General features: G+C 55.7%; 5 protein-coding genes. 3 read left to right on the forward strand and 2 right to left on the reverse strand.

The features are described from left to right. The coding region (locus B2R17_RS12955) for a putative bifunctional diguanylate cyclase/phosphodiesterase (RefSeq protein ID WP_286764308.1) at nucleotides 1–957 on the forward strand (957 nt) is incomplete at its 5' end. Nucleotides 958–1,046: 89 nt separating this feature from the next. Here B2R17_RS12955 and B2R17_RS12960 read toward each other — a convergent pair. Together B2R17_RS12960 and B2R17_RS12965 are read right to left on the reverse strand one after the other, a co-directional pair. Beyond that, nucleotides 1,047–2,030 carry an ABC transporter permease subunit gene (locus tag B2R17_RS12960; RefSeq protein ID WP_008672735.1) on the reverse strand — a complete coding sequence of 328 codons (984 nt, stop codon included), beginning with the start codon at nucleotides 2,028–2,030 and terminating at the stop codon, nucleotides 1,047–1,049. Then, nucleotides 2,030–3,034, reverse strand: coding sequence for an ABC transporter ATP-binding protein (locus B2R17_RS12965; protein WP_286764309.1), 1,005 nt, complete (start codon nucleotides 3,032–3,034; stop codon nucleotides 2,030–2,032). Before B2R17_RS12965 ends, B2R17_RS12960 begins: the two co-directional genes overlap by 1 nt. A 150-nt stretch (nucleotides 3,035–3,184) precedes the next feature. On the opposite strand from B2R17_RS12965, the gene argJ reads away from it, so the two are divergent. Together argJ and B2R17_RS12975 are read left to right on the forward strand one after the other, a co-directional pair. Then, on the forward strand, nucleotides 3,185–4,417 hold the full coding sequence (gene argJ, locus B2R17_RS12970) for a bifunctional glutamate N-acetyltransferase/amino-acid acetyltransferase ArgJ (RefSeq protein WP_286764310.1): 1,233 nt from the start codon (nucleotides 3,185–3,187) through the stop codon (nucleotides 4,415–4,417). Between the two features lie 165 nt (nucleotides 4,418–4,582). Further along, on the forward strand, nucleotides 4,583–4,888 hold the full coding sequence (locus tag B2R17_RS12975; RefSeq protein ID WP_286764311.1) for a hypothetical protein: 306 nt from the start codon (nucleotides 4,583–4,585) through the stop codon (nucleotides 4,886–4,888). The last annotated feature ends 203 nt before the right edge of the window (nucleotides 4,889–5,091 follow it).

The following is a 5,091-nucleotide window of genomic DNA, read 5'->3' on the forward strand; positions in this document are numbered from 1 at the left end:
CGCGAAATTCTGACGCGGGCGAGCATGGGGATTGTCGTTTCGGAATTCGATCCAGAATCATCCGTCCCTCAAGCGACCGGCGAAGAATTGTTGGTGCGTGCGGACACGGCGATGTACTTCGCGAAGAATCAATCCGAATTGCCGTATGCGATTTTTAACGATGACATGTTGGCCGAGAACATGTTGCGTTTGGAACTCGGTTCGCAGTTGCGTCACTCGCTGGAACGAGACGAACTCACGTTGCTCTATCAGCCGATGGTGCAAATGTGCGATGGGACCACGGCGGGTTTTGAGGCCTTGCTGCGTTGGGAACATCCGGAGCATGGAACCGTGTCGCCCAACACGTTCATTCCGATCGCCGAATCCAATGGACTGATCATCGAGATTGGCAAATGGGTGCTTCGCAAAGCGTGTCAACAAGCGATGCGATGGCAGGCTGAGTTTGGTCGCCCGATCATGATCAGCGTCAATGTCTCCGTTCGGCAATTGTCGTCCACCGGTTTTGTGGAAGCGGTGACCGAAACGCTCGAGGAAACAAAGTTGCAACCTGAGTGCCTGAAACTGGAAGTGACCGAAAGCTTCCTGATGCAGGACCCGGAAAGCACCATCGAGTTGCTGCATCAATTGCGACGGATCGGTTTAACGATCGGCATCGACGATTTTGGAACCGGATATTCGTCGTTGTCTTATCTCCATCGCATGCCGCTGGATATCTTGAAGGTCGATCGTTCTTTTGTGGAGTCGATGTTTGACTCGGAAAAAAACGCTTCGCTCATTCGATCGATTCTCGCGCTAGCGAAGAGTTTGGAACTGAACGTCGTCGCCGAAGGAGTGGAGACGTTGGCCCAGCTTCAACGTCTTCAGGACTTGGGCTGTCATTTCGTCCAAGGGTTCTACTTCTCACAACCGGTGAAGCCGGAATGTGCGAGTGAACTGATCGATCACCGATGGCTGTGAGAAACGTTTCAACGCACGAGTGACCGTCAGACAGGTCGGCTGGAATGACCGACTGTGGCTTCCTCGCGCGGAAGTCGTGTCATACAAGTCTACAGCGGTGCGGGGAGGTCACGACGCGTGAACACCACCAATGCGACGCCGTAGCAAACCAGCCCCAGCGAAATTAGCAGCAGCGGATATCCCAGCGGAGGCAGCCAACCGTCCTCGATCGGGAGGGATAGATTCCACGGGGACCAGAGATCGCCGTCGCGAACCAGGGATGTCATTCGTTGAGGTTTGTAGCAGTTGAAAAACGACATGCTCTGTAGAAAGGACAGCGATTCGGCGGCTTTGCCTAGCCCATACATGATGAGCTGAATCACATACACGGTCATCACCGCACCGATTGTCCGCCATCGGTATCGGTCCAGGCTGCTGAAGCAAGCACTCAGTCCCAGCAAAAAGAAGCCGAACGCGAACAGGTGAAAGACGGACGAGGAATAGGTCCGTAGGTCGACTCGGTCGCTCATCGGGAACGATTGTTCGACGGGGGCATCGTCAGTCAGCGGCAGCTCAAAACCGAAAAATGGCACGCGAACTGATGGCGGCGGGACGACTTCCGTCAGTGTTGTTGCGTGAACGCCAACGCCCATGCCGGCCCAAAGAGCCAGACACAAGGCGATCAATCCGCCAATACTGACCACCGCATGCGATAACAAGAATCGAGCACGACTGACCGGTTGGCTGAGCAGCATTTCAAGTGTTCCGCGACCAAGTTCGCCGCTGACGACATCGCTGCCTCGAGCGATGCACCAAACCACCGTGCAAAGGATCACAATCGGTTCATCAAACGTCATCCCGACGCGTCCGGAATACGTGAACAAGGCATCGAACTCAATTGGCGCGAATTTCTCGTAGTCGCGGAACTGTTCCAAAATCGTTTGGAACTGACCCATGTCCAATAGTTTGACCACCCACACACGCACCCAACCGAATGCGAACAAAGTTACCGCCAAGGCGGAAAACAGCAGGCTCGATTGCCCGAGGAACTTTCGGATCAGCATCCGGTCGATCCCGATGTCACGCCAATGCATCAGAGCACTCCTTCGGACTTCGAAGAGTCTGTTTCGCTCGAACCCTGAGGCTGCAATTGGGGCAGTTCTTCACCCATGTGGACCGACTGATAAATGGCATGCAATCCCAGCGGCTCAATACGGACTTGTTCAATCGGTAACGTCGCCAACCAGGGTAAAACGGGAGCCAGGTCACCGGCGGTGCTGATTTGGATTCGGTTATCGGTTTGACTGATTCCGCCAATCCATTCGGCAAGCTCCACGGGAATCGGTATTTCTCTGGAGGATGCATCGGTACGCCGGGCGGTCACTCGATGGCGCTGAAAAAGATCTTCCAAGGCCAACTCGTGAGCCAAATGGCCTTTCCTTAGAAACGCGACACGATCGCAGGTTTGTTCAATTTCACTCAGAACGTGTGAAGAGAACATCACCGTCCGACCGGTGGCTTGTTCGGACGAGACAAGATCCAGCACGGTGGCTCGGACGGTCGGATCCAAATTGGCCGTTGGTTCATCGAGAATCAGCAGCGGGGTTCGAGGTCCCAGAACAACCGCCAAAGCCAGCTTTTGACGCATTCCCGTCGACATGAAGGCAACGCGGCGGGTGAGGTCGAGTTCCAATTGGTCCGCGACGGCAAACGATCGCGCACGATCACCAAGCGGATGCATTTCGGCGAAGAAGTTGAGCAATCCTTTGCCCCGCATGTGACGCGGCAAGCGAGCGTCGCCAGGCAAGTATGAAACTTGGCGGCGAACTTCGACCGGATCATCCGCCGGATCCAATCCATCGATGGAGCATCGTCCCGAGGTCGGATACAGGTATCCCAGCAGGGTGCGAATCAGCGTGGTTTTTCCCGCACCATTTGGGCCCAGCAGACCAAACACTTCGCCACGTCGGACGTTCAGCGTGCAGTCGGAAAGTGCCGTGAAGTCGCCGTAGCGTTTGGTCAGATGCTCGCAACGAACCAAATCGCCGGATTCGGGGTCTGGCATGGTTGCCTCGGACGGTTTCAAAACGGCGTTCACTGGCGACTTGTGGAAACTGTTTGGTAGGACGAAACTTGAATGATTAACGTTCGAGGCTTGGAATCCCACTGGAATCTGGCACCGCATTGTCGATCATTGTCAACAACACCTCACCCACATCCCGCTCACCAACCCAACTCACTGAATAGCATGACGGATACCGCACCGCAGAACGACCCGCCGACATCGCACGTTCTTCCCAAAGGAATTCGTTTTGCCGGAGTGGCGGCCGGTATCAAGGCCAGCGGAAAGCCGGACGTTTCGATGATTGTCACCGATCGGCCCTCGGTCATGGCGGGAGTTTATACCACCAATCAAATCGTTGCCGCACCGGTTGTTCTGAGTCGGGCAAAAACGCCAACGTCAACCGGACGCGTGGTATTGACCAACAGCGGCAACGCCAATGCTTGCACGGGCGAAGAAGGCATGCAGAATGCCAAAGCAATGTGTGAACTGGCCGCAAAGTTGACCGGTTGCGACTCGGCCGATGTGATGGTGATGAGCACGGGTGTGATCGGCCAACCGTTGCCGATGGAAAAGGTTCGTGCGGGAATCGAGGCCGCGGCGGGGAAGCTTGGCGATGCGGAAACGGACTTCATTGCGTCTGCGGATGCGATTTGCACCACGGATCAATTTCGAAAAACCGTCAGCGAAACCGTGACCATCCGCGGTCAACAATTTCGCATCGCGGCGATGTGCAAGGGCGCCGGAATGATCGCTCCTAACATGGCAACCATGTTGGGTGTTGTGATGACCGATGCCCCGATTGGTCCCGAGGCGGCCCAGGCATCACTCAAACAAATCGCTGGCCAGACGTTCAATCGCGTCAGCGTGGACGGGCACACCAGCACCAACGACACGGTGATGTTGGTTTGCACGGGCATGTCGGTGTCGGAGGACGTACAGGAATTCAATTCGGATGAACTGGAGATTTGGCAAGAAGCCGCCACGCAAGTCGCGTTGAAATTGGCGAAGATGTTGGTCGCTGATGGTGAGGGTGCGGCAAGATTTTTCGAAGTCCGTGTGTCGGGTGCCGCGAGCGACGAAGACGCCTTTGTGATCGCAAAAACGGTTGCGGCCAGTCCATTGGTGAAGACAGCCATCACCGGCGGAGATCCAAACTGGGGCCGGATCGTATCGGCCGCCGGATACGCGGGCCCAAAGATAGATCCCGAACGAACAAGTCTCGTTATTGATGGCGTGATGGTCTTCGAGAACGGGACGCCGCTTTCAATTGACGCTGCGAAGCTGAGCGAATCGATGAAAGCCAATTCGGAAGTGCTGGCCGATTTGACCGTCGGTGAAGGCCCCGGCCAAGCATCATTCTGGGCCAGCGATCTGACCGAGGCCTACGTGCGATTCAACTCGTTGTACACGACCTGATTCGTGCGAGGGGAAAGCAGGATCGCTCTCACCGCCCTCCGTTGCTTGCACAGAGCCTGCAAGCCGAATCCAAATGGGCTAATATCGAGCCCAATTCTCCCCAGCTACCTTGCATAGACGACACCCTGTCGTCCAGAACTCCGTTGTACGACCCAAGGAAACTAGATGCCAAACATCGGCCAAATCATCAGCGTCGAATATGACGGTTGGTCGTCCTTGATCTCGCCACGCGATGACGTCCGCATGGACACTTGGCAGGGACGTGATCCCGCAACAGGAATGCGGGTGGAGAATCCTCCGTCTGCAATGCGCGTCAAGTTCGTGCCTGACGACACTCCAGTCGGTTTGTTCGCCTATGACGAAGAGCATCGCGCTGTGATCATTGTCGGCGACGATGAATACGTCCCGCGACTCACTGAGCTTGGCCACGAATTCGCGGCGGCACTCGGCGGCGAGTTTTCAACGTTCTAGCGTACGGTCGTACAACATGGTTTTTACGCTAGGCCTTCGGCACACCGCTGTCGTTTGTTCAAGCCGCCCTCTGCTGGTAGAATCTCTTGTTGTTCAAGCTCGAATGGCATCGCAACGGCGGTGTCGTAAAAACCTTCCGTTGTCGGACCTCAGCCAAAGGAAACGCATGACCTCTCTCCCACCGATGGACCGTTCAGTTGCAA

It is taken from the genome of Rhodopirellula sp. UBA1907 (assembly GCF_002337565.1).
Taxonomy (GTDB): Bacteria; Planctomycetota; Planctomycetia; order Pirellulales; family Pirellulaceae; genus Rhodopirellula; species Rhodopirellula europaea.

Bases quoted from the DNA above. Each gene is read 5' to 3' on its own strand.
- B2R17_RS12960 (WP_008672735.1), bottom strand. From the start codon at position 2,030: ATGCATTGGCGTGACATCGGGATCGACCGGATGCTGATCCGAAAGTTC.
- argJ (WP_286764310.1), top strand. From the start codon at position 3,185: ATGACGGATACCGCACCGCAGAACGACCCGCCGACATCGCACGTTCTT.
- B2R17_RS12975 (WP_286764311.1), top strand. From the start codon at position 4,583: ATGCCAAACATCGGCCAAATCATCAGCGTCGAATATGACGGTTGGTCG.